Source organism: Fervidicoccaceae archaeon (assembly GCA_038734945.1).
In the GTDB taxonomy this organism is placed as follows: Archaea; Thermoproteota; Thermoprotei_A; order Sulfolobales; family Fervidicoccaceae; genus ARK-14.
Genome location: JAVYOA010000003.1, coordinates 27,255 through 54,142, shown reverse-complemented (window position 1 = coordinate 54,142; position 26,888 = coordinate 27,255). Strand labels below are relative to the sequence as shown.

Annotated in this window: 27 protein-coding genes and 1 tRNA gene; 11 read left to right on the top strand and 17 right to left on the bottom strand. The window is 42.2% G+C overall.

Annotated features, from left to right (window positions below):
• Nucleotides 1–113 precede the first annotated feature (113 nt).
• Nucleotides 114–764 carry a hypothetical protein gene (locus QXR92_03890; GenBank protein ID MEM0319145.1) on the top strand — a complete coding sequence of 217 codons (651 nt, stop codon included), beginning with the start codon at nucleotides 114–116 and terminating at the stop codon, nucleotides 762–764.
• A gap of 23 nt (nucleotides 765–787) precedes the next feature.
• Here the strand turns inward: QXR92_03890 and QXR92_03885 are convergent, their stop codons facing one another.
• From QXR92_03885 to QXR92_03860, 6 genes are all read right to left on the bottom strand, one after another.
• On the bottom strand, nucleotides 788–1,561 hold the full coding sequence (locus tag QXR92_03885; GenBank protein ID MEM0319144.1) for a DUF364 domain-containing protein: 774 nt from the start codon (nucleotides 1,559–1,561) through the stop codon (nucleotides 788–790).
• 19 nt (nucleotides 1,562–1,580) lie between these two features.
• The gene (gene panB, locus QXR92_03880) at nucleotides 1,581–2,375 is read right to left on the bottom strand and encodes a 3-methyl-2-oxobutanoate hydroxymethyltransferase (protein ID MEM0319143.1); all 795 of its coding nucleotides are present in this window, start codon (nucleotides 2,373–2,375) and stop codon (nucleotides 1,581–1,583) included.
• Between the two features lie 114 nt (nucleotides 2,376–2,489).
• Nucleotides 2,490–3,404 (bottom strand): 2-dehydropantoate 2-reductase, encoded by a 915-nt coding sequence (locus QXR92_03875; GenBank protein ID MEM0319142.1) that lies wholly within the window; start codon nucleotides 3,402–3,404, stop codon nucleotides 2,490–2,492.
• Complete coding sequence (locus QXR92_03870; GenBank protein MEM0319141.1) at nucleotides 3,404–4,522, bottom strand: hypothetical protein; 1,119 nt, start codon at nucleotides 4,520–4,522, stop codon at nucleotides 3,404–3,406. The genes QXR92_03875 and QXR92_03870 overlap by 1 nt, the downstream gene beginning before the upstream one ends.
• Before the next feature lie 4 nt (nucleotides 4,523–4,526).
• Nucleotides 4,527–5,993 (bottom strand): glycosyltransferase family 2 protein, encoded by a 1,467-nt coding sequence (locus tag QXR92_03865; protein MEM0319140.1) that lies wholly within the window; start codon nucleotides 5,991–5,993, stop codon nucleotides 4,527–4,529.
• A 238-nt stretch (nucleotides 5,994–6,231) separates the two neighbouring features.
• The gene (locus QXR92_03860; protein MEM0319139.1) at nucleotides 6,232–7,317 is read right to left on the bottom strand and encodes an ABC transporter ATP-binding protein; all 1,086 of its coding nucleotides are present in this window, start codon (nucleotides 7,315–7,317) and stop codon (nucleotides 6,232–6,234) included.
• Between the two features lie 70 nt (nucleotides 7,318–7,387).
• On the opposite strand from QXR92_03860, the gene QXR92_03855 reads away from it, so the two are divergent.
• The 6 genes from QXR92_03855 to QXR92_03830 all read left to right on the top strand — a co-directional run bounded on the left by QXR92_03855 (nucleotide 7,388) and on the right by QXR92_03830 (nucleotide 15,444).
• Nucleotides 7,388–8,446: an extracellular solute-binding protein gene (locus QXR92_03855; protein MEM0319138.1), complete on the top strand. Its 1,059-nt coding sequence runs from the start codon at nucleotides 7,388–7,390 to the stop codon at nucleotides 8,444–8,446.
• A gap of 24 nt (nucleotides 8,447–8,470) precedes the next feature.
• On the top strand, nucleotides 8,471–10,102 hold the full coding sequence (locus QXR92_03850; GenBank protein ID MEM0319137.1) for an iron ABC transporter permease: 1,632 nt from the start codon (nucleotides 8,471–8,473) through the stop codon (nucleotides 10,100–10,102).
• 102 nt (nucleotides 10,103–10,204) lie between these two features.
• On the top strand, nucleotides 10,205–11,701 hold the full coding sequence (locus QXR92_03845; protein MEM0319136.1) for an extracellular solute-binding protein: 1,497 nt from the start codon (nucleotides 10,205–10,207) through the stop codon (nucleotides 11,699–11,701).
• Between the two features lie 11 nt (nucleotides 11,702–11,712).
• A complete protein-coding gene (locus QXR92_03840) occupies nucleotides 11,713–13,398 on the top strand; it encodes an ABC transporter permease subunit (GenBank protein MEM0319135.1) in 1,686 nt (561 codons plus the stop codon).
• The gene (locus QXR92_03835) at nucleotides 13,391–14,389 is read left to right on the top strand and encodes an ABC transporter ATP-binding protein (protein ID MEM0319134.1); all 999 of its coding nucleotides are present in this window, start codon (nucleotides 13,391–13,393) and stop codon (nucleotides 14,387–14,389) included. Before QXR92_03840 ends, QXR92_03835 begins: the two co-directional genes overlap by 8 nt.
• 95 nt (nucleotides 14,390–14,484) lie before the next feature.
• Nucleotides 14,485–15,444, top strand: coding sequence for a hypothetical protein (locus tag QXR92_03830; GenBank protein MEM0319133.1), 960 nt, complete (start codon nucleotides 14,485–14,487; stop codon nucleotides 15,442–15,444).
• 7 nt (nucleotides 15,445–15,451) lie between these two features.
• Here the strand turns inward: QXR92_03830 and QXR92_03825 are convergent, their stop codons facing one another.
• From QXR92_03825 to QXR92_03790, 8 genes are all read right to left on the bottom strand, one after another.
• The gene (locus QXR92_03825; GenBank protein ID MEM0319132.1) at nucleotides 15,452–16,729 is read right to left on the bottom strand and encodes a SufS family cysteine desulfurase; all 1,278 of its coding nucleotides are present in this window, start codon (nucleotides 16,727–16,729) and stop codon (nucleotides 15,452–15,454) included.
• A gap of 84 nt (nucleotides 16,730–16,813) precedes the next feature.
• Entirely contained in the window at nucleotides 16,814–17,113 is a 300-nt protein-coding gene (locus QXR92_03820; GenBank protein MEM0319131.1) for a hypothetical protein, read from the bottom strand.
• Complete coding sequence (locus QXR92_03815) at nucleotides 17,113–17,499, bottom strand: hypothetical protein (GenBank protein MEM0319130.1); 387 nt, start codon at nucleotides 17,497–17,499, stop codon at nucleotides 17,113–17,115. Before QXR92_03815 ends, QXR92_03820 begins: the two co-directional genes overlap by 1 nt.
• A gap of 45 nt (nucleotides 17,500–17,544) precedes the next feature.
• Nucleotides 17,545–17,874 (bottom strand): hypothetical protein, encoded by a 330-nt coding sequence (locus tag QXR92_03810; protein ID MEM0319129.1) that lies wholly within the window; start codon nucleotides 17,872–17,874, stop codon nucleotides 17,545–17,547.
• 106 nt (nucleotides 17,875–17,980) lie between these two features.
• Nucleotides 17,981–18,532, bottom strand: a complete 552-nt coding sequence (locus tag QXR92_03805; GenBank protein MEM0319128.1) for a hypothetical protein — start codon at nucleotides 18,530–18,532, stop codon at nucleotides 17,981–17,983.
• Between the two features lie 15 nt (nucleotides 18,533–18,547).
• Nucleotides 18,548–19,789, bottom strand: coding sequence for a hypothetical protein (locus QXR92_03800; protein ID MEM0319127.1), 1,242 nt, complete (start codon nucleotides 19,787–19,789; stop codon nucleotides 18,548–18,550).
• A 103-nt stretch (nucleotides 19,790–19,892) separates the two neighbouring features.
• A complete protein-coding gene (prf1, locus tag QXR92_03795; GenBank protein ID MEM0319126.1) occupies nucleotides 19,893–20,987 on the bottom strand; it encodes a peptide chain release factor aRF-1 in 1,095 nt (364 codons plus the stop codon).
• Nucleotides 20,988–21,145: 158 nt separating this feature from the next.
• Nucleotides 21,146–21,222: transfer RNA gene (locus tag QXR92_03790), tRNA-Pro, on the bottom strand.
• A gap of 150 nt (nucleotides 21,223–21,372) precedes the next feature.
• On the opposite strand from QXR92_03790, the gene QXR92_03785 reads away from it, so the two are divergent.
• Nucleotides 21,373–22,812 carry a cytosine permease gene (locus tag QXR92_03785; protein MEM0319125.1) on the top strand — a complete coding sequence of 480 codons (1,440 nt, stop codon included), beginning with the start codon at nucleotides 21,373–21,375 and terminating at the stop codon, nucleotides 22,810–22,812.
• Nucleotides 22,813–22,871: 59 nt separating this feature from the next.
• Here QXR92_03785 and QXR92_03780 read toward each other — a convergent pair whose 3' ends face one another.
• Together QXR92_03780 and yciH are read right to left on the bottom strand one after the other, a co-directional pair.
• The gene (locus QXR92_03780) at nucleotides 22,872–23,831 is read right to left on the bottom strand and encodes a transcription initiation factor IIB (GenBank protein ID MEM0319124.1); all 960 of its coding nucleotides are present in this window, start codon (nucleotides 23,829–23,831) and stop codon (nucleotides 22,872–22,874) included.
• A gap of 129 nt (nucleotides 23,832–23,960) precedes the next feature.
• Nucleotides 23,961–24,275, bottom strand: coding sequence for a stress response translation initiation inhibitor YciH (gene yciH, locus QXR92_03775; GenBank protein MEM0319123.1), 315 nt, complete (start codon nucleotides 24,273–24,275; stop codon nucleotides 23,961–23,963).
• 106 nt (nucleotides 24,276–24,381) lie between these two features.
• On the opposite strand from yciH, the gene QXR92_03770 reads away from it, so the two are divergent.
• The 3 genes from QXR92_03770 to QXR92_03760 all read left to right on the top strand — a co-directional run bounded on the left by QXR92_03770 (nucleotide 24,382) and on the right by QXR92_03760 (nucleotide 26,092).
• The gene (locus tag QXR92_03770; protein MEM0319122.1) at nucleotides 24,382–24,801 is read left to right on the top strand and encodes an AsnC family transcriptional regulator; all 420 of its coding nucleotides are present in this window, start codon (nucleotides 24,382–24,384) and stop codon (nucleotides 24,799–24,801) included.
• 99 nt (nucleotides 24,802–24,900) lie between these two features.
• Entirely contained in the window at nucleotides 24,901–25,347 is a 447-nt protein-coding gene (locus tag QXR92_03765) for a universal stress protein (protein MEM0319121.1), read from the top strand.
• Between the two features lie 67 nt (nucleotides 25,348–25,414).
• Nucleotides 25,415–26,092 carry a hypothetical protein gene (locus QXR92_03760; protein MEM0319120.1) on the top strand — a complete coding sequence of 226 codons (678 nt, stop codon included), beginning with the start codon at nucleotides 25,415–25,417 and terminating at the stop codon, nucleotides 26,090–26,092.
• Here QXR92_03760 and thyX read toward each other — a convergent pair.
• Nucleotides 26,064–26,879, bottom strand: a complete 816-nt coding sequence (thyX, locus tag QXR92_03755; protein MEM0319119.1) for an FAD-dependent thymidylate synthase — start codon at nucleotides 26,877–26,879, stop codon at nucleotides 26,064–26,066. The genes QXR92_03760 and thyX overlap by 29 nt on opposite strands.
• Nucleotides 26,880–26,888: the final 9 nt, after the last annotated feature.

The following is a 26,888-nucleotide window of genomic DNA, read 5'->3' as shown; positions in this document are numbered from 1 at the left end:
GTTGCGTTGCCTGCTCACCTTGATTTCATGCATTTTCCCAAGTGAATTGAAAAATTAAAAAATACAAATTGCTTAATTCTCTTCCATGCAGATTTTCTTCAGGGGGCAAGTTAATGAGGCTGTTCAGTAGAAAAAATCTTGTATTTCTCGAGACTGAAGACAAGCCAGTTGTGAGAAAGATCTTCAATAACGAGAAAAGCCTTTTCAGAGAATTGATCATCCTCAACTTTCTGCGCGACAGAATCGAAGTTCCCAAGGTCATATCTACGAGAATTGAGAAAAAGGAGATATTTCTCGAATACATCGAAGGAACTCCGTTCTCTGATCTTAGCATCAAGGAGTTTTTCAGTGCTGTACATTTGGTTGTAGGATGGTTGAGAAGGCTACACTCAATAGGCATCGAGAAAGGAGACTGCAACCCGAGGAACTTCATTCTTAATAAAGGAAAAATATATGGTTTGGATTTCGAGGAAGCAGGCATCATAATAGATAGTCAAGGCATAGTAAGGGATTTGGTTGATTTGGCTTCTACCTCAATGATTTCAATATACCATAGAGAGCGTGATAGAGAGCTAGCATTGGAGGCTTTCAATGAAATAGTGAAGAGCTATGGTCCTGTTCTTCCTTCCGCACTAGAATATATTCCTCTAATAAAGAGCTTTCTCGTTCAGAGAAAGAAGTACAGACCGGAGCTAGCTGCAATTTTCGAAGAACTTATAAGCGAGGTCGATAAACTAGGAGAAAAAGATTCCAAATACCTTTGAAACATTTCAATTCCCGAAAATGCTTAAGTGGGATTGGACTGGCTCTTCCTTATTGGAAGATAAACTTTCTTCAGGCATCCCCTATCAAACATCTCCCTAGCACCACCTCCCTGCGATGCTATTTTGAAGCAAAGCTTGTTATCCGTTACTATGCTTCCACACAGCCCCTCAACTCCATATTTAGCAAATGGCCATTCTATCATGGGAGTTGATGGACCTAGTAGAACTTTGTGCTCTACATTCATAGAGGAAGGAAGGATGTAGTTTATTGTGTGGTTCGAGATTGTGGTACCCGTTATGAATAGCCTTGTTGCTTTTGGGAACAGCCTTGAATAGGCCCACCACGGATAAACTTCAGCTTCTCTGGAAGCAACTTCCATTATTTCGAGCACATATATTTCCTTCACTTTTCCTTTTAGCCTCCTTATGTATGACGGAAAATAACCTATCAGAACTACTACATCATTGGGACTGAGCTCTTCCTCTACAAGAGCGTCTCTCTCAATCATCTCTTTTCTTATCCGGTTTACCAGAGCATTGGCCGATGCTAAACCAAAACTAACATCCAGACCTCTTCCTGAAAGCAAATAGGAGATAGCATCCTCAACTCGCATGCCTTCCAAGTTTCCCGGCAAACCCTCTTTAATACCCCCATCTCTATTGCTGTAAGAAACCCCTGCGCCTCCATCGTTGAGCTCAACAAAAGTATAGCCCGCTCCTATTACAGCCTTTTCAATTCTCTGCCCTTCCGCAATTTTTATCAAGTAGTCATAGAGCTCGTCTATAAAACTCTTCATTGCACATCTTTCCCCCAATTTATTTGTAAAATTCCTGTGACGGGAATTCTCCATTTCTTACTTCTCTCGCATACTTAGAGATAGCATCGCGGGCTATTGAATATAGATCAGCATATCTCTTAGCGAATGGTGGGGAATGTAGAGATAGACCCAGAACATCGTGTAGCACAAGAACCTGGCCGTCGCAGTAGGGACCAGCACCGATGCAAATAGTTGGAATACTTAGCTTTTCTGTAATTTTCCTCGCTATCTCAGAAACTACGTACTCGAGCACAACAGAAAAGGCACCTGCCTCCTGAATAGCTTCAGCATCCCTATAAAGTTGCTCCTCCTCCTCGCTTCTTTTCCCTATAATCCTATATCCTCCTAACTTGAGAAAGCGCTGAGGAGTGAGGCCTATGTGAGCCATGACTGGGATGCCGGCTTTAACCAAAGCCCTTATTTGCTCAGAAACTTCCTCGCCCCCCTCAAGCTTAACGGCATCAGCTCCAGCCTTCACAAAAAGCGATGCACTTTCCATAGCCCTAGCAGGTCCAGTCTCATAGCTCATGAAGGGCATATCTCCGACTATTAATGCTCTGGGCCTGACACGAGAAACTGCTCTTGTGTGCTCAATCATCTCTTCTAGCGTAATACCTAGCGTGTTCTCCATACCAAGAACAACCATTGCCATCGAATCTCCTACAAGTATCGAGTCCACACCTGCTTCGTCTGCTGCTCTAGCAAATGGTGCATCGTAGGCTGTTATCATGACTATTTTCTCCTTGAGTTCTTTCTTCTTCAAAAATTTCCTCACTGTCATTCTTTCGCTCATTTCTGTGCTCCTCCGAATTCGATAGAAAACATCTCAAAAATAAATGTCATGTAAAGTATTATATCTATTATTTAGATTTTTCTTATTAAAAACTTAAAACACAGCCGTGCATTTTTATCCACTTCCCATTCTATTTTCAAGAGCCTTAACGAGGAGATATAGAGAAAGATTGACATCCACTTTGATGCCCAATCGTATACCTTCCCTTACTATATATCCATTTATGAAATCTATTTCGGTCCTTCTTCCATTCAAAATGTCCTGAAGCATGCTGCTGTAATTGGATTTGGTCCTTGAAGCTACATCGATTATTGCTTCCAGAGGATCTCTTTCAAGGCTTATTCCAAGCTTTTCAGCAATTTCCTTTCCCTCCTCTGCAACCTTTTCTACTATTTCTTGAGCATATTCATTCTCTACAACAAATCCATTGGGTTTTCTTAGAATGGCTGTGACTGGGTTTATTGCGGAGTTCACAATTCCCTTGAGCCATAGATGTGGTAAGATGTTCATCTCAGCATGCGCTTTGCCTCCGCCCCTTCTTATTTCTTCTGCTATCTGCTCTGCCATTTTCAGGGCTTCAGATGAACCCATTCCCCCTATTCTGATTTCACCATCTCCCCTAATTTCGCTACAGTTCTCGCCGCAGCTTGTTAGTCCATAGGTGATGGAAGTAGCCACAGAATTGTTGATACCAAAACTTGTGGATGCCATCTCCAACAATCCAAGGCCATTGGAAAATATCGCAACCCTTTTTCCCTTATCTTTCAAATAGGACAAAGCCCATGGTATGTCATAAGCCTTGAGGGAGAGTATAAGGATGTCGCATTTTATTTTAGAATCTGGTGGAAAAGTATTGACATTTTCGGACCATATTTTTTCTCCCCCCCTCTTGAGAACAACCTTCATGTGAGTTCCTTTGCTTCTCCTCGAAATAACAGCATATTTCCTTTCTCTGAGAAAATATGAAATCAGAATTCCTATGTTTCCAAGGCCAACTATGCAATAATCAAAGTAGAAATCCTGTTGCATTAGCTGCCCCCGCTGAAAAGAACTTCCAGGGTTCCATTGGGTAAAACAGATACTAATAGCGTGTTTCCAATTTGCTTATATCCTACTTTTGGTATATATCCGAAGGAATCAAGTTCAGGTATAGCTGAGTTGTTGAAATAAACAGCTTTAACTTCTCTATCTACAATGAATTTGAAGGTTATGGGAATGGGCTGAAAATCGATGGCCTTTCTGAGCTCTATTTTGAATTGGTTTCCATTTATCAAGTAGACCTGAACATTATTTCTTTCAACGTAGTACTTGTAGAGCTCTGAAGGTACCGTTATCCAAGTTCTTCCATCCTCAACTACAGAGAGAGCTGTATTAAAAGCATCTTCCAATTGTCTGCTGTTCTTCCAGTCGAAGCTGGTTGCATGTGTATATATAACCATTATTCCTCCAATTCTGTTTTCAATGGAGTGCAATATTTTCAGCGGCTCTACCCAAGGAATTGAAGGAGAGATTTTTAGCGTTATATGAAGGTTACTCCATTCTGCTGGCTCTCTGAACTGGAAAGGCTTATCGCTCATGATTATTTTTACTCCAGCTTCTTTGAGAAGCCCCAGCTCTTTCTTATCGGTTTTTCCATATGGAGGGATATATGTGAGAACCTTATAGCCAGTTATGTTCCCCTCTATATCTCTTATCGAACCGAGGATATCATTCGTGCTCCTTGGAGGCAATAAGTGATATCGTGTATGAGAGGCAGCTTCCCACCCATATTCCTTAACCAGCACAGAATAGAGGGACCACAGCTCACTGTTGTTTTCGCCAGAAAGATCACCAGTTATTACACCAAATACTAGCCTAGCTTCTGGATGTGATGTGAGCAAGTAATTTATCAGATCCATCTGGTAGTTGTGAAGCGTAATATTCTTAGAACCAATATGAAAGGTTATATTATAAATTTCTGAAGGATCCGCTACAAAATCATCAACACGGAAAATGCAGGCAGATGAATAATTTGCATAGAACTTAGTGGGGCCCACGTACCTTATTGGTTCTTTTTCGCTGAAAACCTCCGTAAAAGTTGCAATTGAGAGGAAAATCACCAGTATAGTTACTAATATGGCAGCATATCTCAAATTTCTGCCAATCAAGGGTCTACCACCTGCTGATTTTCTTATTCGCAATGACATGATATATTGAGATTGGGAGAGAAATTAGAGCTATGAATGCCTGCACCCACAGTATTAGAGGCACGAGTACTATTGTTTTTCCTGCTGACTTCAAGGATACTCTTATGCTTGGCTCCTCTCTGTACAGCCTTTCTAGGAACTTATAGATCGCAAAGGATTCAAGTATGCCTATCAGATAGCTCAGTAGCAAGTAGCTGAGAGGGTACTTATAGATGAATGCTAGTACGATTGATATGGGAGTGAACTGGAGAGATCCGAAAATATACTGAGATAGACCGCCACCATAGATTCCAAACTCTGCAAGAATAGCTGAAATTATGGTGTTGGCAATGACAAAAATGAAAGGAAGACTGCCTAGGCTTGTATAGAGAGAAGTAAGTACAAGATTTCTCCTCCTTTTCCTAACAAGCTTCTTTGCTCTTGTAATGAAAAGCTTCTGTATACCCAAGGTTATTCTGAAGACCTTAGAGAAAAATCTTCTTGGAGAGGATGGATCAACCGTGTAGGAATAAGCTCCAGGTATGTATAGAACATTATATCCTCTAAGCTGAAGCTCCCAACTTATTGAAGTATCCTCTACATAAGTATCCTCTGGTATTCCTCCAACTTCTATAAGTGGTTTTACTTTATATAGAGCACAGCTACCATTTAGGCTGTTAACACTCTTAAAAACACTTTCCGAGAATCTTACTGTGAGAAGATAATAGAGGGAGGCGATATTCCTAAAGGCTCTTGCGAAGAACCATGATGCTTTTCCGCTTCCCTCCGGTTTCCATAGTAGTACCGTGCCATTTGCCCCAACAACACTCTCGTCCTTATTCATGAAATGCATTAATTTTTCAATATATTTTTTCTCCACTATAGTATCAGAATCTAACACTAGCATGTAGTCATGTTCCTTTGCTACTTCTCCTAGCACAGAATTTATCATTTTTGGCTTTCCCGAATGGGAGGCGAATGACATGATAGCTATATATATTTCCTTCCCTGTTCTCAGGTGAACGCGATACTTCAGAAGCGTTCTCCCTTTTTCAGCTCTCACTTCAATAAGCTCTCCCGATAGCTCTCCTATTAAATTTTGAACAACTTCTAAGGTATTGTCCTTGGATGCATCATTCAGAACATATATAGTTCTAGGTAAAACACTTTGGTTGAGAACGGAAAGGATCGAGCTTCTTATGAACTTGGATGCATTTCTAGCTGGTATAACAACAGCTACAGTTGGATAGCGAAGAATGGGTATAGCCTCAGTTCTCGCGGGAATCTTCACAAGGCTCTGATAATGGGTTTTCCATGACTTGAATGTTACTATTCCTCTATAAAGTGGAACTATCCAAATAAAATAAAGCCCATATTTGATATATGTCAAGAACATGCTGAACTTTACGATATCATCAACCTCAATGAACTGAGGTATCACTGGAGGTAACATGCGTTCTGGCACCTATGGAAATTCTGCTATTGCTTTGCCGGCAAAACCGAAATCTTCATATCATTTTGTCATCATAACAAATTAAATGCTACACCTTAAGTTTTTAAAATAATCGCTAAAATGTTTCATGAATATATTCAGTCTGTTTGTTATAGAGTTGTTTTCTCTTGCAAATTACTGCAAGGTCCAAGATAAACTTTATTTGCGTGTTAGAGCCCATAACTTTTCTATGGAAAATCTATGCAATCTCCGAGTATATTGGTACAACAAGAAGCCTTTCAGGATCAAGAAGAAGTCCTATTTCTTCCCCCTCATTCGCTTCCTCTGTGGACTGTACTATAAGAACAGCTTCCTCGGAAACCTTGACCTTGTATTCGAACAGATCTCCGAGGAACACTGAAGAAACAACAGTTCCTCTAACATAATTCCACTCATCCTTGTTGACTTCTCTCTTGACTATCTTCAAACTGAGCGGTCTTATCCCAACTAAAACTCTCGATCCCTTCAAGCCCTCTCCACACTTAGTCATTCTTGCCCTCAGAATTCCTATAGGTGTTCTTATCAGAGCGAAGCAGTTCTCGAGAACCGATGTGACCTCTCCTCTCATCGCATTCAGCTTACCGAGAAATGTGGCTACGAAATCGTTTGCTGGGTTATTGTAGAGCTCCCTGGGCTCAGAAATCTGAAGAATCTTCCCCTCGTTCATTACAGCTATTTTATCAGAAATTGTGAATGCCTCAAGCTGGTCATGCGTTACATATACAGCAGTAAGCTTAAGCCTCCTCTGTAGCTCCCTTATCTCAAATCTCATTTCCTCTCTCAACCTGGCATCAAGGTTGCTCAGGGGCTCATCGAGCAATAGCACCTCTGGATATACTGCCAGCGCTCTTGCTAGAGCAACCCTCTGCTGCTGTCCACCAGAAAGCTGGTGAGGATACCTGTTTCTCAGCTCGTACATTCTAACGAGCTCGAGAGCTTCCTTTACTCTCGATGCTATCTCTCCCTTGCTTAAACCCTTGCTTTTCAATGGAAAGGCTACGTTATCAAATACAGTCATGTGGGGCCATACTGCATAGTTCTGAAATACCATTCCCATGCCTCTTTTTTCTGGTGGAAAGAAAGTTATGTCCCTTCCCCCAAGCAGAATTTTTCCCTTATCCGGCAAGGTAAGCCCAGCAATGATTCTAAGGGTTGTCGTCTTTCCGCAGCCGCTTGGACCCAACAAGCTCACTATCTTCCCATCCTCTACTTTCAGGGTTACATCTTTCACAGCAACTACTTTTCCATACTGCTTACTGATCCCGTCCAGAAAAAGCTCAGGCATTTCCACTCAACTAAAGATTTATTTGCAATCTTGTTGAAAAAATTTTTAAAATATTTTTCGGAGTGGGATCATGGTATCCAAAGCAGTCTTAGGTATAGCCATTGCTGTAGTTATCGTGGCAGCTGTTTTAGGATATTATCTATATGAAAGAGAAGCTGGTGGAGGACCAGCTTTAGCTCATGTGACTATGTCAACAGGAGAAACAATAGAGATTCCCACAGATCTAACAGGAAGCGTGATGCTATATACATCAATTCCACAGGAAATCATGGACGGATGGATCAAGGACTGGAACACTTATTTCTCCAACTTTTCCAAGCTAGACTATTACAGAGCTGGATCTGGTAGCGTAGTTGCGAAAATCTTGGCCGAACAAAAAGCAGGAAGCATTAAGGCAGACGTTGTCTATCTTGCTGGATACTTTGACTTCAAGACCCTTCAGGACAATGGACTAATAGCAAAAATTCCCTCAGTTCCCGAAATGCAGTACATTCCCAACATTTACAAAGATCCGAATGGCTACTACGTTATGGGAAGACTTCTGGTAATGGTCATAGTGTATAATCCAGCCCTTGTCAGCAATCCCCCCAGGTCTTGGCAGGAGCTGCTCCAGCCGCAATGGAAGGACAAGTTAGTTATCGCTAATCCAATGGTTTCAGGATCGTGGCAGTACTCTGTTCTAGCTCTGGTCTCAAAGTATGGTTGGGGATACTTCCAGCAGCTTAAACAGAACAATCCGCTCGTGGTTCAAGACGTCCCCGACGTTGCCAGATCAGTAGCCACTGGAGAAAGGCCTGTTGGAATTACTCTGACAATGTATCTGAAGACATACACGAACCTGAACTATACTATTCCAAATGATGGTGCTATTATTATACCAAGCCCCATCGGAATAATCAATGGTACCAAGCATCTATCAGATGCCACCCTTCTTCTAAGATATCTTTTGTCGAAACAGGCCGCTATATCTTTGGCAAATGCTTATACATATTCTAGCAGAATCGATGGACCAACACCTCCTGGCCTTCCTCCATTGAGTCAAATGAAAACGTTCAATGTCACAATAAATGATCTTCAGCCATACGTTGCTGGACTGAGAGATAACTGGACATCTATATTCGGAGGATGAACGAATAAATCGGTGCCTCGAAAAATGATTCCGGCAACAACAAAAGCAATTCTTATAACATTAATTTTTTTCCTAGTATTACCCCCTATAGCATTCATAGTTTGGGATGTAGCTTACCTCAGTGTGACTGAAAGTTACAAGATCGAATCGCTTTTTTCAAAGCCATATTACTTGAAAATACCACTGATGAACTCAATTTTCGTATGTGGTATTTCTGCAGCATTATCAACACTTTTGGGCTTGGCTTTGGCCTGGATTCTAGCCAGAAGAAGCTATCGAAGAGAAGAACTCCTTCTCTCTCTCCTGACTGGCCCCTATATAATGCCATCCTTTGCTATGGCAATAGGTTGGGTCCTTATATGGACAAAGAATGGATTCTTTGAAAAGCTTTTTGGAATGCAGAGTCCCATATATCCATATGGGCCATTCAGCTTAATAGTAATATTTGCTCTGCACAACTACCCTCTGGCTCTGCTAAGCATATACACAGGCCTCAAGAACCTCAACCCAGAGCTCGAAGAAGCAGCAAAGATACATGGCATACCCTCAAGATCGGTAGCAACGAAGATCGTGCTCCCTCTAATCAGGCCGCACATTCTTTCAGGCTTTATTCTTTCCTTTGCATATTCCATTTCTGAGTTCGGAGCACCAGCAGTCCTTGGAATACCAGTGGGCTATCCAGTGCTCACAACAATGATTTATTCCTTCATGACTGTAGCTCCTATTGAATACGAACTTGCTGAGGCCCTCTCTCTAATTCTCTCTGCCATAGGAATTTCACTTCTCGCTATCAACTACCTCGTGCTGAAAGGAAAAAAATATGTAGCAATTTCAGGTAAGGCCGGAAGATTAGAGAAGAAAAAAGGAGGCAAGATAGGAATATTGCTCATCTCTATTCTCCTACTTCTCGTCTATCTTCCAATAGGATCAGTGGCATTTGGCTCATTTATAAAAACTATAGGCCTGCCAATCACACTCGAGAACATAGGCCTATATCATTTTCAAAGAGTTCTCAGCATGGGCAGAGTGCTCAATGCTCTCTCTGTAACTTTTTTAGTAAGCGTCCTTGCAGCTACTTTTGCTTCCTTATTCGGTTTCCTGGTAGCCTATATGATCGTTAGAGAAAAGGGTATATCATCGAAAATAGCAGATTACGTCATATTTCTGCCGTTCAGTATTCCCGGACTGGTGATTGGTGTGGGGCTTATAGTTGCCAGCGGGAAAATTTATCCTCTCATATACGGAACTTGGGTTATGTTGCTAATCGCATTTATTATTAGATTCCTTCCATATGCTACGAGGACGCTTGAGTCCAACATAATGCAGCTGGATGAATCGCTGGAAGAGGCTTCCAGAATACACGGCGTCAGCCTCTTCAAAACCCTAAGAGGGATAGTCTTACCTATTTTGATGAGAGGTCTTCTCAGCTCCTGGGTGTTCGTTTTCAACAGCTCTGTGAAGGAGCTCAGTGCTAGTGCTATCCTGTCTGTACAGGTCGAGACAGCCATAGTTGTAGCGTTTATGATGTTCTCGGAGGGATTTTTCGGAGATGGAGCAGCCCTAACCACAATACTTATAGCTATAACGCTATTTACTACATGGCTGTTTTCGAGGCTCACAAAGGCGGTAGCAACGGGAATTTCTCCAACAGCATGATTTTTCATTTTAAAAGAAAAAAATTAAATAGTAACCTCACATGATCTCTAAAAAGTCATTTATACCACTTTGATAATGAAAAATTTATATCAGGTGAATAATATGTCTCGAAAGAGGGGAATATCATCAGCAGCCCTAATTGGAATAGTTGTAGTTATACTGGCAGTGGTAGCTGTTGGAGCCTATCTCGCCACAAGAGGAGGCGGAGCTCCCACAACAACTACTACAACAACTTCTCCAACAACAACACAAACAACCACATCCTCGCTTTCCGGTTCACTGAGCATTCTGGTTCCATCCGGCGATCCAACTCTCTTGCCATTCATTCAGATGGTTGCAAATGACTTTATGGCCAAATATCCGAAAGTAACCGTACAGGTTCAGCCTGTGCCATACGCTCAGCTAGTAACCACAGCACTCACTTCTCTCAGAAATCAAAATCCCTCACCAGATCTCATAATATACTACCCCTCTCAGGCATCAACGATTGGTCCGTATCTCCTCGATGTAAGACCATACTTCACAAAGGGTGTCTTCAATTTAAGCGACATACCACCATCAACTCTGCTTCCAACATATCTTTTGGATAGCCAAGGAGGAATAGTGAAGATTTCCGGAGTGCCGTTCCAACAGGTTTTCGGTTATGCCCTAGTCTATCAGAAGAGCATCTTCCAAAATCAAACATTGAAGAATGAGTTCGAGAGCAAGTATGGCTTTCCATTCGATCCAACGAAGTGGGATACATGGGATAAGCTGATAACAGCTGCTCAATTTATCCAGTCAAAAGGAATTACAAAATATGCTCTTCTCTTTCCAGATGGATTGACGCAGTCGATTTTCAATGGATATGTAGCAATATTTTTTACGTATGCTCTAAATGATTCATGCACAGCTGTTCCAGCAGTCTCATCGCAGGGGATTCCAGTTCATGGATATTGGGCATTATTCAAGAGCGTTAACGGAACTATAGTACCTACAATAAACTGCACAGCAGGAATAAAGGCTCTAGAAACTCATAAGGCTCTGATACAGTTTGAGCCACCAATAGACCAGCAGGCGATGGAATACGATCAGCTCAGAGATCTCTTCTTGACAGGAGACTATGCTATGGTAGCTGCATGGACAAGCTTTATACCAATTTACAATAACGCCTCCATGTCGAAAGTTGCAGGGAACATAGGCATTGCTCCTCTCCCCAGCGTGGCAACAGGTCAGGCTCCAACCTTCATAGGAATCAATCCGAACTCAAAGGATCCAGACCTAGCAGCACAATTCATCGCCTTCATGATGACTCCAGAAGAATATAGGAAGGGTGCACAGCTATATGGATTCCTCCCAGCAACGTTCTCCGGAATGGAGGAAGCAGCCAAGGTAAATCAAACTGCTTGGGTTGCTAACTTCATACCTTTGCTGAAGGAAATGAGCATTCCTGATCTAAAGAGAATGGCTCTCGTTAACTATATAACGAACTTCTTCACCGACCTGAGGCCAATATTCATAAATACAGTAGCCGATTACTTCAGAGGTAAGATAACAGCTGAGTATGCAATGAACTATATTGCCGAGCAGTGGGTAAAGCTAATGAAAGTATCTTCCTGAGGGGCTTTAATATGAGAAGGATAAACAAATACATTTTTTTACTCTCTATACCTGCCATAGCCTATCTTCTTATATTTACAATCTATCCCATAGTTAGCAATTTCATTTTAAGCTTATATACTCAGGACGTTCTTGGGAACCTTCACTACTCTGGACTTGATAATTATTTGTGGTTCCAGAAAGATCCATATCTTACTAGAATAACGTTCAACACCATATTGTACATGATAAGCACTCCTGTTCTGGACGTTCTTCTAGCTATTCCACTTGCTGTCGCTCTTAAAAGAGTAGGGAACAAATGGCTCTTCCTCATAATGCTGCCTGCCTTCATACCCCCGGTAACTGCTGCGAGCATGTGGTATCTAATGATAAATCCTTTTTTTGGACTTGCATACTATTTTACAAAGGAGAACCTGGCTTCGTCCATCTGGACAGTTGTTCTAGTAAACGTCTGGAGAAGCCTCCCAATGGCAACTCTCATTATTTACTCAGGCCTCGCATCAATTCCAAAGGAAATAGAAGCAGCTGCTAGCGTTGATGGAGTAAGCGGAGCCAAAAAGCTATTTATGATTGACTTGCCCCTCATTGTGCCACAGATAATAGCAGCATTCGTCTTGATGACAATAACAGGCCTCTTCACATTCGATCCCATTTATATAGGAACCTCTCAGGCAGGTCCCCGCATTCTTGATAACTTAGCTTACTATGCTTTCGATCAGTTCTACTCTGGCGTTCCAGGATATGCAGCTGCTATCATTGTATTAATGAGCATACTCTCAACTGCGCTGGCTGTGCTATACATAAAGGCACTTGGTTCGAGAAAATTTGTCAAGTTCCCCGCTCCATCTTTCCTTCCATCTTTTGACCTACCGCTTTGGGTTCACAAGATAGTAATGGCTCTCTACCTAATTTTCTTTCTAGTGCCAATGTATTGGGTAATTGTTGTCTCTCTGAAGACTCCCATTGAACTGATCAGCATTCCTCCAACGATTTTTCCAAAAACTCTATCAATGTCGAACTTCAGGCTGATGTTCACCGAAGGCCTTCCATATATTATAACGACCTTAGCAGTATCATCAATAAATACAATTATAACACTAGGATTTTCTGCTCCATTGGCATATTCTATGGCCCTGCACAAAGCAGGGGGAAGAAATCTGCTCATTTACATTCTTTATCTGAATGCCACTCCAACACTAATTTACATAATTCCTCTGTTCTCAATACTGAAGTATTTAGGAATCATAAACACATGGTGGGCTCTTATCCTAACATATCCTATAATGACAATTCCTGTAACCACATGGATTCTCTACAACTATTATCTCAAGTTTCCAAAGCAACTTGAGGAGGCTGCCCAGGTTGACGGTCTTAATCCCCTGAGGACTTTTGCTAGAATGGTCCTTCCATTGAGTAGAAGCGGATTGAGCGTTGCCGCTATCTATGCTTTTCTTTATTCATGGGGAGCCCTGATATTCCCCCTAGCATTTACCTACTCTCCTCTTGATCTTTCCCATCCCCTATCCTTATCTGGAGCCCAAACGTTCTCTATCTTCATTGGGCTTCTCATGAGTCCAGTATCAATGAGCTATGGCGGTGTTGCAGCAGCGGGAGTGATAAGCTCGATACCTCCGCTTTTCCTACTTTATTTTGGAAGGAACAATCTGCAGAAGATCTGGGGTTCAGGAGGTGTCTGAATATATGGCCCTTGGATTGAAAGGAATTAGGAAGAAGTATGGTAAGTTCGAGCTCATGATAGAGGACTACGTATTTGCCGACAAGAGCTACAATGTAGTGCTGGGACCAAGCGGTTCAGGAAAGACGACAACTCTTAGAATTATAGCTGGCCTTGAGTATCCTGATGCTGGTAAAGTTCTTCTCGATGAGGAGGATATAACATATCTTCCTCCATATATGAGAAACATAGGACTTGTCTTTCAGAACTATGCACTTTATCCCCATCTAACAGCGTATGAAAACATTGCTGTGCCTCTCAGAATAAAGAAGCTTAGTAAAGCAGATATAGATAAAAGAATAAGGCAAGTAGCTCAGATACTTGGAATAGCCAGCGAGCTCGAGAAATACCCATCACAGCTCTCCGGAGGACAGCAACAGAGAGTAGCCATAGCAAGAGCTCTCGTAAAGGAGCCACGGATATTGCTATTGGACGAGCCTCTGAGCAACCTTGATGCGAGAGTTAGAATTGAGGTTAGAGGCTTCCTAAAAGAACTTCAAAAGGAGCTCGAGATGACAGTAATACATGTCACACATGACCAGGAAGAGGCTATGGCGCTTGCCGATAGAATAATGCTGCTTAACTATGGGAAAATTGTTCAGAGCGGATCTCCCTTTGAGATATACAGGAAGCCCAAGAACTTGTTTGTCTTCAATTTTATCGGTCATAGCAACCTTCTTCCAGCAAATCTGTTAGGCATAGACGGTGCAGACTCTGTTGGCTTTAGACCTGAGGATGCTCAGCTAAGCAGAACAGAAGGACAGCTGAAAGGAACAATCAAGAGGATTCAGTACCTTGGCTCCTACAAGCTAGTGGAGCTCGAACTCGATGGTGGATTGAAAGTTCTCGTCAGGGTAAGAGCTGATGAGGAGTGGAAAGAGGGTGAAAAAGCATACGTAGCAGTGCATTCTTCGTCTCTTGTTCTATTTAAAGGAGAAAGCTCTATCTCATAAATCCATGCTCAGAAGCCAATCAACTCGAAAAAGCATCTATTTTAAAATGGAAAATTTCTAAACTTGTATAGATTGAGGCGACGTGGGATTTGACTGTGCTTTCAATCACTCATACGGACCTTGATGGGGTAGCTTCGTCAGCAGTCCTTCTGAGAGCATGGAATGTAAATGATTATACTGTTGCTTTTACTGAACCTGACTCTCTTCACTTAACTCTCAGATCATTTCGCAGGAGGATGCAGGAAGTCGAACTAATAGCTATAACAGATCTCGGCCCAAATCCCGCAATTTTCGAGGATGCTCTGGAAATTTTGTCTTCTGCTAGAAAAAGAGGAAAAAGAGTGGTATGGATTGATCATCATGTTTGGAGAGATGAATGGAAGAATGCGGCGTTGCATTCCAATATTGAGCTGAAATTGAATGAGGATCTATGCGCTACTGGCATAGCAGCTGAAGAAGCCAAAGGAGATTCCTATATAGCTGATCTTGCTAAGATTACATGCTCAGCAGATCAATGGAGGTTCGATGAACCACTTTCTCCCTTTTTAGTCAGATATGTCGGCTTCAGTAGAGATCCATCTTGGCTGACAAAGGTGCACAGAGCATTCCTATCTTCTGAAAGCATAGATAGCTTGATGAAATTGGCAATACCTAGAGCAATAGAGATTCATGAGCTAGAGCTCAGGAATATAAAGAGCTTTATTGAAAAAGTGTTTCTCTTAGAGAGCGGGAAGTTGAAAATTGCTATTGGTATTAAGAAAGAGCCCGAAATTAGTTCTAGCTTGCTTGGACAATTCATGCTGGCCCGATTCAATGCAGATATAGCAGTAATCGTTAATGAGAGGGGGAAGCTCGAGTTCAGATCGAACAGATGCAATGTTAGAAACATAGCATATGAGCTGGGAGGGGGCGGACATCCAAAAGCAAGTGGATCCCCAATACCAACATATGCAAAGTTCGCGATGAAGCTTATGCCAAGCAAAGTTGGAATCAGCTTAGTTGCGAGAATAGTAAGAAATGCTGTCGAGAGAGTTGGGTGCGTTTCTGTGCAGTAGTGCTGCCTCAAGTGCCCGTGCAAACCTCTTCTACAGGCTCAGAAGAAAGCCTCTCTCTCAGCGATAATATGGCTTTCAGAGCTTCATAGAAGGCATTGACCTCCTGAACTGTATTGTATATGTAGAAACTTGCCCTTACGCTTCCCCTCGTTCCGAGCCTATAATGGAGCGGATGGGCACAATGTCCTCCACTCCTAACAGCGATTCCAAAGATATCCAGAGCCTTTGCAACAGTGTGATAATGCAGTCCCTTTATATTGAATGCTATTAATCCCGTTCTCTCTTCCGCTCTCTTTGGACCAAGAATTGAGACTTCCTCTCCAAGCTCCATCAATAATCTAAGAGCCCTGTCGGTTAGCTCAATGTCATGTTTTCTCACATTCTCCATTCCAATTCTACTCAAATACTTCACTGCCTCAGCCAGTCCTATCATCCCTGCAACATTCGGAGTTCCAGCTTCTAGCCTCCAGGGAAGGGGTTGCCACTTGATGCTCTCCAGAGTCACATCCTCAATAGTCTCTCCTCCAACCCTGAATGGCATGAGTTCCTCAAGCACATCTCTCCTTCCCCATAGAATTCCTACTCCCATGGGGCCTAGCATTTTATGCCCACTGAATGCCATGAAGTCAAGCTCTAGGCTCCTAACATCTGTTGGTACATGTGGAACATATTGGGCACCATCTCCAACAACTATCGCTCCAACTGAGTGAGCAAGCCTCGATATTCTTCTAATATCATTAATTGTTCCCACAACATTGCTCGCCATAGGGAAGGCAACTATCTTAGTCCTCTCATTGAGCTTCTCTTCGAGGTCATCATAGTTAATTCTTCCCTCATCATCTATATCAACATACTTCACAACTGCACCAAGTTTGCTAGCAACAATTCTCCAGGGCAGCATATTGCTGTGATGATCCATAACTGTTAGCAATATTTCATCGCCTGGAGATAGATTTTTCAGCCCCCATCCCCAAGCAACCAAGTTTATGGAATCTGTCGTGTTCAATGTCAAAACTATTTCTTGCCATGAATCTGCATTGATAAATTTAGCAACAGTCTCATGAGCTTCCTCGAACATCTGGCTAGCTTCCTGAGAAAGAGCATGCATTCCCCTATGGACATTAGCATTGCTATGAAGGTAGAATCTTGCTATAGCCTCTACTACCTGCTTTGGCCTCTGGGTTGTAGCTGCATTGTCAAAGTATATCAGCTGTCGTCCATTTATTTTTCTGTTTAATATAGGAAAATCCTCTCTGACTCTGTCCACATCAAATGTCAATCTCATCACCATAATTCAATTCAAAATATTTTGAAAACAATATAATGGTTTTTACTCTAAAATTTTATTTTTAATGTGAAGAAGATAAGTTCACTTCCCTCTCTCTATCTTACCCATACGCTTCTTTCTTCTGCACCTATCTTCCTTATATTTGCTGTAAGCTTTTTCAAAGTAATCTTCCATCTTCCTCACTTTCAGCCTTCCTTCAGAGCCTCTTTCAAGCATTCCAAGAGATAGCAGCCTCTTCACTATTCTCCTCGAAGTTGCCATGGATAAGCAGAGCTCCGTTTTGAGAGCACTTGCAATTTCAAAGGCAGAAACCTCCTTCTCTTGCATTTCCTTCGAGAGAAAATAGAAGGCCAAGAGCTCTCTCTTTTTTGGCCATCTCATTATTCTCTCCCCTTTTCCTTGCAGCTGAAAGCACCAGACTCCAGTGCGGAGAGGACATCGAGAATCCTCGAAGAAGGATCCCTCACATTTTGAATATCAATTTTTATAGCCTCTCCCCAACCATCAGCTTCCAAAACTACGTAGCTTTCAGCCAGGGGAGGTGGAGGCAGTAGTATAGAGTTGGATCCCGCCACAAGTTCAACGTGAGAGATAACTTGAGAGTTCTTAATGAAAATTGTGCCGACTACTGAAACAGGCTCACAAGTTACGATGATCTCGCTAAAATGGGTTTTTCCCTCTTTCTTCACTCTCTCAATGAGTGCTCCATATTCTTCCAATGCTTTATCATATAGAATGTAGCTTTTTGGAAGTCTCGTTCTGCCCACCCGCAGTCCAGCTAATGTGATATCCTTATCAAAGATACTGTGGTGCTATTCCTCCTCTTCCTCAAAGAGTTCAACTGTAATTCTTGCTTTCACTTCGCTTTTGCTAAATGGAGGTGGAGCCTCTCCAAGATCAATGCCCATGACAATCTGATTACCAAGAGAATCAGTCATTTTAACCTCTGCTACAAACCTCTTCTTGGGCCCCTCCTCTAGAGCCTTTATCACACCTTCATATATTCTTGAAAAGGCCATCTGGAGAGCGACAGGACTGGAGAAGTCTTCAGGTCTCAGCTGTATATTTGTCAGCCCTCCCATGATCTCTCCAATTCTGGCTTTTCCCTCAAAAACAGCTATCTTTCTGACCTTCTCAGTCAAATTGTGCACCGCTTTTCTCTTTTTCTTTCTCCTCTTATATAGATTAGCCGCTTGTATGTCAGAGCCCTACAGCTGGAATCCTCACCAATTTATGATCAGAGGAATATCAGATTATCCAGTATAGGTAGAGGGAAAGAGACAAAATAAACATAATAATCCAGATCAGCTTACTTATCTTGAAGATCTTGGCACCATCAAATGGACCGAACGGTATCAAATTGAATAGAGCAAACCAAGCATTTATCACTGAGAATGTCGAGAAAAAGGCAGGAGAAATAGGATAGAGAATCGCTCCAATAATAGAAAGAGCTAAGTTAGTTGCTATACCTCCAGAGCTTATTTTTAGCATATCCCCTCTTCTCAGAACATTCCCATAGCAATAAATTCCAACATATCCTGGCGCAAGAAATGCAAGGGGAAGGATAGATGATATCAGTGTTATAGCTAAACCCAAAGGATCAAGAACAAACCTGCTGCTGCACATAGCTCTTCTAGCAAAGAACCTGTGTGCCATCTCGTGCATAAAGAATCCTATAAGGACAGAAATTATTCCAAGATAAGAGAATTTACCAACAAGCGCCAAAACAACGGCGGCAGCACCAACTGCCAAGGAATATCCTTCCTTCTCATTCAGTCTATATATGATTCCTGCAAACATTTTCCTTCACGCTATCTATTCTTTTCCCCAGTTTAGGTACTGAAGAATACTCTTCTGGCTAATAATCCTATTTAAAGCATCTCTGAATAGCTCTATAGCCTCCCTCGAACTAGCTCTCATCTCCAGCAGATCGAAAATCTCGTCAATGCTATTGACTTTCAAGGGAGGCGAGCGGAGAGCAGACCTAACAGTCTCTCTTATGTGCCAGTTCCCCAGAGGAACGCTGTATTGAGGCATAACCTCCCTTAATATTATGAATTTTGCGTTTCTCCTCTCATTGAATAGGTGCTCCAGAACAGCCAATCTTGCTGCAGAGAAGCCACCATCGGGAGGTCTTGGCTTTCCCTTTACCCCCTCTCTAACTATTGCTATCTCCGGAGCTCTTGAGCCCATTGCCCATATGCTACGAGGATGCCACACTTCTATCCAAATGCCCTCATAAGTGCCCGGAAGGAGAACAATAGTAAACTTATTGTAGAGATATTCTCCATAGTATACTTCAGGTTGACTTAGCTCCTCAAACTGTTGAACTTTATCCCTCAAAAAGTCGCTTATTATGTCATCTATAGCAGTTATTGCCCATCTAGTTGGGACAAGCTTTCTTCCTTTCTTCATACCGAGCAAACCTAGGCTCAGTGCCCTCTCGAGCACATATACATCTATTCCGCTAATATAGAGCTCTATGACTGCATTCCTTGCCAGGACATCATCCCAAATCATTTTCTCCAGGCTTCTGTGAATTTTAGGAGACCCCTCAATTATGAGCCTCTGCAGGGGGGATATGAGACCCACTGGTCTCAGAACGCTGTCAAAAGAGAGATCTAGCCTGGGAGGCTTCTTCAAGAAAGCTTCGCTATCAACTGGTGTAGTGCTGACGAGTGCAAGAGAGATTTCTTTTTCATACAGCCTCCATGGGTCAAATACTGGGACTCTCAATAGACCGCTGATCATTGAAGTCCTCAGCTCAACTATTTCCTTTAGGCCAAGTTTTCCGTGCCATGCTTTAGGATCATCATAGATGGAGGCTTTCTCCTTCTCCACAGCTTCTGCAATATTGAATAAAAGTGGAACCTCTGGATAGCCTTTTTCCCCAACAACTGCACTGGGAGGCGTCATACCGCTTATGTCCAAGTCATTAACTATTCTGCTATATATCTTGAACATACTCCTTGTTCTTGTTAGCAGAGGGCATTCTCTAAGTCCGCAGAGACCCTTATTGCCCTTGCACAGAACACATATGGAGGTTCTATTGGACATCCTGCATCAGCGCATTGAAATAATGAGCTGCTCTATTCGTGTAATAAATTAGCAAAGGACCTTTTTATTCATTTCACACGATCCCAGAGCCTCTGAAGAGAGACTAGAATATCTTGTAGCGCACTATGCCTGCAATTCCTTCAAAGGAGCTCTGGAGCCATTCCCCCTCCGGAGAATTCAGGGGAACAACTACCAATTCTGCACCAGACTTCTTTGCTAGAGCTTCCAATTCGTCAATGAGGGGGTGATCCTCCACAACAAGCAAGACCTGAAGAGCTCCAATATCAGCAGCCTGTTTAACCTCATCATAGCCAAAAATGGCCAGTCCATCTGCCTTAGCCATATGAGTTTTCAATTCCTCAACCCTCTTGAATGCATCTGAATATCTGTGGTCCTGAAGAACATCAGAGGCCTTTATCACCAGCTCTCTCAATCCCGCTTCATTCTGGTAACCAACGTCTATAAGCTTATTAATGACCAGATCTCTGAACCGCTTCTCAAGATACTCCCCATTCACAAAGTCTTGCTTACTATAGCCCGGGCCGCCAATCAGTATTCCCTTTAACTTTCCCTCAAGAAGGATTGGTTCAAAGAGCTGCTTGACCCTCTCAGCCACAGTCTTGTAGAAGTCCTCAACCATCTGCTCAATTATCCTATCGAACCTCCTTTGGCTCTGCCCTCCTTTTGTATGCTTTCCCGGAATATAGCTCATGAGGTTGTCGAGAAGCTCTATAGTAGTTCCCTTCAGAAGCCCTATTGTTGCTTCATCCCTCTCAATTATTATTAGCCCATAATAGTTCTTCTCGGAAACCATTTCCTCGAGAAACTCTGTGTGGAACCACTTATCTGTTCTGTAGTAATAGATCTTAACAGTCTCAGGAGGGGAAAACATCATGCATATCTGCTTTCCCGTATCCGAGTTGACTCCACAGAATAGAACTAACCCGTTCTCAGGGATTTTGGAAATGCTTGAAAGCCTGTCTATAGCCATGCTCAAGGATGTTTGGACGGCATCCTTCGTTCGCTTTAGCTTAATGTTATCGGTTATACTCAGTTCGGTTCTCAGCATGTTGACAACATCGCTAACGGGCCTCCCTGGGGGAATATACAAGGAAAGCAGTGTTGTTGCAGGCGCCCTCCACTGCTTCAGCTCCTTGAGCAAAGCCCTCAGCTGCTCCTTAGAAATCTGGAAGCTCATTGCAGATACCTCTTTTACCTCCTTTCTCCAAGGTCATATGGAAGAACTTACATTATACTTAATAATTGTTTTTCTCTAGGAAAAATAAAGCTAAGTCCATTGCTTCTTCGGAAATTGTATAGAGAATGCCTTGGATTTGAGCATGAAGGAAAACATCGTGGTGGGGCCGCGGGGATTTGAACCCCGGACCACGAGGGCCCAAGCCTCGCATCCTACCAAGCTAGACTACGGCCCCGCACACTTATAATAAGAATCTTTTCCCCTTTTAAAAAATTGCTTTTAACTTGAATATCATCTCTAACTAGCACATAAAAATTTAAATATTATTGAAGAAAAATTTTAATATAATTTTAACAAATAACAATTAAAATGAAAAGGTGGTTTAATGAGTAGTTACAAAGACCATCCCGACCTTCTTCCAATCCCATCTGACAAGAGGAGCACTACAGGATGGCAGTACGTTCTAATGATACTCTCTATGGCAATAACAACATCCATATTCTTTCTAGGATGGATTAGCCAGATCCTTGGACTTAATTTACTGCAGACAGTAGTAGCAGCCTTCATTGGAAACACCGTTATAGCATTAGTTATGTACTTCAACGGATATGTTGGAATCAAATATGGAATACCATTCCCGGTTCAGCTTCGACCAGCATTCGGCTACAGAGGTTCCATACTCCCAATGCTCGTTAGAGCCATCGTGAGCATATTCTGGTATGGCGTTGACGGCTACATAGCTGCTTGGGCAATGACGGAGATGATCTTAGTACTCTTGGGGAAGCCATCGGACTGGATTATTGCCAATGGACTACTCTACACGCCGTATACGTTCATATTCTACTTGCTGCTTGTTTGGACCTTCGGTTATTTCAGGATCACAGGAATAAAGTACTTTGATACGCTGGCAGGACCCCTACTCCTCATATTCTTTGCATGGTTCACTTACTACATGGCTGGTCTTCCAAACCTGCCAGGAAAGATGCCCTCATGGACTCAGGGTGGAGTCCCCTGGATAAGCAATAGCTTCTTCCTGGCAGTTGCTGTGCAAACGGCCTGGTGGGGAACCATAGCATTGAACGTGAGTGACATATGCAGATGGAACAAGGGAACCAAGAGCCTGATCTCTGGGCATATTCTAGGATTAATAGCTCCACAGGTCGTTGGAACAGCTCTCGGATTCATAGCTACCACGCTAACTGGAGGAACCTATAGTCCTATTGACATTATAGCAAAATATACACCCTCTGCTGGAGTTGCCTTCTTTGGCCTAGTTTTTGCTTTTATGGCAACAGCTAGCACAAACCTCACTGGAGATGTTCCTGCAGCAACTAACGCAATAATCAGATTAACAAGACTGGGGTGGGTTAAATCTCTCACTATTGCAACCGTTCTTGGATGGCTTGTCATAGGACCATACAGTATAGTCTACTGGAAGCAGTCCCTCGATGTTGCCAACTATCTAACAAACTTCAATTGGTACTATAGCATGTGGCTGGGTCCCATCGCTGGAATCATGGTAATTGACTTTTGGGTCATAAGGAAAAGGGAGTACCTACTGGATGAGCTCTATAATATAGGCCCGCAAGGTAAGTACTGGTACAGCTCTGGTATAAACTGGATGGGAGTAGGTTCATTCTTGCTAGGCATTTTGGGAGAGTACATCATCTCATGGGCTAGAGGAACGCTTCAGTTCTATTATGGAATACCAGTTCCTGGAGAAGAGCTAGCTTGGTACTATGGCTTCTTCATTTCACTGCTGCTGTACTCAATACTCTCGCTGGCTTTCAAAACATATGCTCTACCAGAAAAGAAAACAAAATAAATACTCTCAAATTGACTTTTTTTCTTTTTTGTAAAAAGCATTGTTTTTAAAAAACTCTTTTACTCTTCTTCAGGAATATCTAGGTCCAGCTCACTTACGAGCTCTTTATACCTATTCCTCACAGTTACTTCCGTGACTCCAGCTATGTTTGCTATTTCTTTCTGAGTTCTTCTCTCATTTTCCAGCAACGTTGCTATGTAAATTGCTGCAGCCGCCAGCCCAGTTGGATCTTTTCCTGCTGTTAAGGCTTTTTGCTTAGCTGCCTTCACTATCTTCGCTGCTATATTCATTGCCTTTCCGCTCAGATCTAAAAGACTCCCCATCCTAGGAATATAATCTATAGGATCAACTATTGGAACCTTTATTTGCAGCTCCTTTACCAGAAGTCTGTAGCACCTAGCTATTTCCTTTCTGTTAGCTCTCGTGTGTTGCGCTATTTCATCAAGCGTTCTGGGGAGCTTTTTGAGCCTACAGGCAACATAAACAGATGCAGCAACAACACTTTCAATGCTTCTTCCACGCACGAGACCTTTCTCAACTGCCTTTCTGTAAATTATTGCCGCTTCCTCTCTGACAGCTCTATTGAGGTGAAGCTGATTGGAGATTCTGTTCAGCTCGTTCATAGCTTGGGCAAGGTTTCTATCAATGCTAGACTGAATCCTGCTCCTAATCTGCCACTTTCTATATCTTAGAAACTCCAGTCTCTTTTTAGGTTCAAGCTTCTTTCCGCTGGCGTCTCTATCCCTCCAATCAATGAGTGTGGTCAATCCTCTATCATGGACAGTGGGAGAAAGAGGACCACCTATTCTGGCCCTTTTTTCCTTTTCCTCAGGTGTAAAGGCCCTCCACTCTGGACCCTGATTAACTAGCTTTTCCTCTAGAACTTCTCCAGTGGTAGTACAGATGTACTCTCCCCGCTCCTGGTCAAATACAATCGCTTCTGGTGGACAAGGAAGCTCTTCCTTCTTGGATTCCTTCTTTGATTCTTCGCTGGATTCCTTAGAAGTTTTTTCAGACATGCTATTGCTTCACCGGTAGAAGCCCGGCGATTTATTTTTTAATTGAAATTAAAAAATCGTTTATAAATTTTTCTCTTTCTCCTTTATAAATTTTTCTTAAGCAGCTCAATATTGGAAGCACTGCTGTCTCTAGCTCAGTACAACTATATTGTCTGGGGGGAAGCCTAGTTCTACTAGCAAATCTCTAAGTACTCCTCTATGATCTCCCTGGAGCTCAATTTTTCCATTTTTTACCGTTCCCCCTGTGGCAAGCTTTGATTTGAGCTGAGATGCCAGCTTCTTGATATCAACATCTCTCTCATCTATTCCCTCTATTATCGTGACTTCCTTGCCGAACTTTCTTTTTTCGAGCCTAATCTTTATAAGCTGCTGCTCCCTAACAAGCTGCTCACAAAGCTCTGGAGGAAGACCTCCACATAGGGATTCAATATCTTTTTCCGCCATCTGATTAGCAACCCTTGGATTGGTTATTTATTCCCCAAGTGTATTCGAATGCATACCAAATAAATAAAGCTTACTTCTCAAAAACTCTTTAAGAGGGGGAGATTTCTTGAATGATTTGGACGAAGTTGATGATAAAATCATCAAGATATTGAGAGCGAATGCAAGAGCCTCTCTAAGCAGCATTGCAAAGGAACTTGGTATAAGCAAGACTGCTGTAAAGAAGAGGATAGATAGACTTGTGAGAGAAGGCATAATTTCTAAATTCACAATAGAGCTAAGTGCGAGGGCAGAAGTTAAAGCGCTCATATTCATCAAAACAACAGCTAAGGTTAGAACAGCTGAAACAGCAGATATCATCTCTAAACTTCCCTATGTTGATAAAGTCTATGAAGTAGCTGGAGATTATGACCTAGTGGCTCTCGTCTCAGCACCAACTGTGGAAGTTTTGAACGATGCAGTTGATAAAATCAGAGAAATACAGACAGTAACATCGACAGTTACTGTAATGGTTTTGAAATCATATTAGCTTCCAACAGAGCCTTTTAATTTTCATCAAAATGGAAAGCTTAATATGATAGCTAAAGCTAAATGATCTCTATAAAAAATAGTGGAAGAGGAGATAGCTTTGTATTCTAAAATACTACTAGCATATGATGGTAGCCCATCATCTAAGCTAGCTCTTGATAGAGCCTGTGAAATAGCAAAGAGATTTGATGCCGAGCTTCTTGTTGTGACAGTTATCGAACCAATAGAGGTATTCTATGGAGAGCCGATTCCGCCCGAAGTAGTTACCAAGCAGAGAGAGATTGCCCAAAAAATAATTGAGAAGGCTAAGAGATACATTGATTCTCTGAAATTGGAAAAAGTGAGGTACATTCTTCGTACAGGACTTCCGGCAAATGAAATTGTCAAAGTTGCCGAGGAAGAGGGAGCGGAGCTCATTGTTATGGGGAGAAAGAGCAAAAAGGGGATATTGGAGAGAGTGCTGGTAGGAAGCGTAAGTCAGACAGTCCTGAATTTAGTTCATAATAGAGATGTGCTGATAACGCCGTATACGGAGAAAGAGGACTGAGGTAAATTTGCTTGAAAGGGAAGAGATAATATATAAGCTGGTTACCCCTTCATCGGTGACCTGAAAAATGAAAGAAGAGGAGCTGAGAATCAATCAGCCAGAAATAGGGCTTCTTCGCGAAATGAGGATATACTATCCCCCAATTTCCCTCAACATTTATGCTGTAGATCCAATTGCTAACCCAGAGGCCCTCTTTCTCTACTTAGTTCTGTCGAGAAGCGAGCTTGAACCTGATAAGGATATATTTGTTGGAACATTTCAATATGACTTTCAAGGCATAATAAGCAGTTCAGTCATTCCAACTCCTCTTACTTCAAGGTTCAGATTCATAATAAACGAATCCCCAAACATTCATTTCAGAACATATGAGGCAACGGAAGAGCTTCTGAGAGCAGTAGACCTGTATTATAGAAGTTCAAATCATCTCTATCTTTTCATCCCTCACTTGAGAGAAAATGAGCTGGAATTCCTGGAGAAATTGGCTGCTTTACTCAAGAAAATTAAGACCACCGGCAGGAGAAGTGCAACTGTGAACATATTCATTGATATTGCTCTTATGGAGAAAAAAGAAGCGAGACTTCTAAAGTACTACAGTGATGCCATCTATGTTTTGAGGGTCAATGAGAAGACGAGAGGAAGAGAGCTTGCCTTAATTAAATTGAGCTTCTCAAATCCCCCCTCTTCACCATTGGAAATGCTCATAGACTCTGATAGTGTTAAATTTCAGATTGTTCGCAGTTTTTGATAATTTCCCAAACATCTCTTTTTCCGTTGAGTATGCATTTGGCAATTTTTTCTCTTGGTATACCCTCTGGGCACTTCTGTGAAACAAATGAGTAGTCTACATCTTCGTCAGCCAGAATTTTTTCTATAATTGGCTGAGGAGAGCTTTTGATCACATTCTCTATCATCACACATCTAGGACCTGCCCATTTCCATATATTGGGATGCAGTTTCAAGAGCTTTCTCAACAGGCACCAGGCAATCGATCTAAGCTCCCATTGAGCTCTGGAGCAAAGCCTTAACGATAAGAAGTGCATGATCTCTCTAGCATTCATTGTTATAATCAGCTTAGTTGTAACTGCCTGCGGAAGGATGTATCTAGCATCTTCGGGTGGAATCCCATGCGAAATAAGATCTCTGTAGCGCTTGAATGCTTCGTCAGCATATTCTCTGAAAAAGCTCTCAGCTTGTTTTCCCATTTTCCTGACGCTTGGTGGAACTACAACATCGAAAATTTCCTCCTCAATTTTTCTGTACCTTTGACTGAGCTGAGAGTAGCTCGCTATCCTATGACGAACCAATTGATGAGAAGCAACTCTAGATATGCCTTCCACAGAGAATGTGTAAACACAGTGCTCAAGAACACTTCCATGATCCCTAGTAATTATTTCTCTGATCCATCTTTCAACTGCTTCACTACTCATAGAGCCCATTATTTCCTCGGCACTCTTGCCAGATATTGTTGCTTTTCCAGCTGAGGCTACAATCAGTTCGCATTCATCTGTGTATGAAATTATGCTCACTTTCATTCAATTTTC